Source organism: Betaproteobacteria bacterium (assembly GCA_009377585.1).
Taxonomy (GTDB): domain Bacteria; phylum Pseudomonadota; class Gammaproteobacteria; order Burkholderiales; family WYBJ01; genus WYBJ01.
In genome coordinates this window covers 6,893-7,708 of record WHTS01000060.1, presented here as the reverse complement: position 1 = coordinate 7,708, position 816 = coordinate 6,893, and the positions used below count along the sequence as shown (strand labels likewise).

The following is an 816-nucleotide window of genomic DNA, read 5'->3' as shown; positions in this document are numbered from 1 at the left end:
CAGATCGTTCACCGTCCGGTAGGGCGTGCGCGGGTGCGCGATGATCACCGATGGCGCCGCGGTGAGCTGCACCACGGGTGTGAAGTCCTTGCGCGCGTCGTAGCCCGGGTTCTTGTAGATGAAGGCATTGATGTTGTAGCTGTTGGTGGTTTCGAGCAAGGTGTAGCCGTCGGCCGGCGCCTTGACCAGGGAGGCCGTGCCGATGTTGCCGCCGGCGCCGGGACGATTCTCGACCACTACGTTGCGCCCAACATTGCGCCCGAGTCGGTCGGCAACCACGCGACCGACGATATCGAGGCCGCCGCCCGGCGCATAAACGATCACGAGGTGGATCGTCTTCGCGGGATAGTCGGAAGGGGTCTGCGCATGTACATGAACGGCCGTGGCCGCAAGGGCGCACGCAACGAGCCCTGCGAACCATGCAGCCGGCGACCTGCCTCTGCTTGCGCTCATCGAGGATCTCCTCGTCCAGCTCGCAACAAAACGGGGTGTCGCCCGCCGCACGCATCGACCTGCAGGGCAGGACGGATCTGAACCATTCTACGTCGGGCTCGCATACGATGGACATAGCGCCGCGACCGACAGCCAATGTGAGCCGGCCTGGGGCTTCCCCAGCACCCGACTGATTTGTTCATCTCTGAACCGCTCAGCTCTGCTCGTTCGCTCTCATGGGTGAGCTCTACTCGGATCCCGTACTTCCTCGAGCGGCCGGGCGTCACGATCAAGAAGTATCCCTGCTGTGCCCGGTATCGCCGCCTTGATGAGTGCCGTGCGCGGGTAAGCAATGCTGTCGGCGAGGTCTGCCTCGGCGCGCCT

Annotated in this window: 1 protein-coding gene and 1 pseudogene (both only partly in view); both read right to left on the bottom strand. The window is 64.2% G+C overall.

Going from position 1 to position 816, the window contains the following annotated elements; genetic code table 11:
- Positions 1 to 453, bottom strand: a pseudogene (locus tag GEV05_18215) (hypothetical protein); it reaches 339 nt to the left of the window's first position.
- A 213-nt stretch (positions 454 to 666) separates the two neighbouring features.
- Positions 667 to 816: the 3' end of a nitronate monooxygenase gene (locus GEV05_18210; protein MPZ45287.1), read on the bottom strand. It continues 984 nt past the right edge of the window; the window shows 150 of its 1,134 coding nt (coding positions 985-1,134); the start codon falls outside the window, past its right edge; the stop codon is at positions 667 to 669.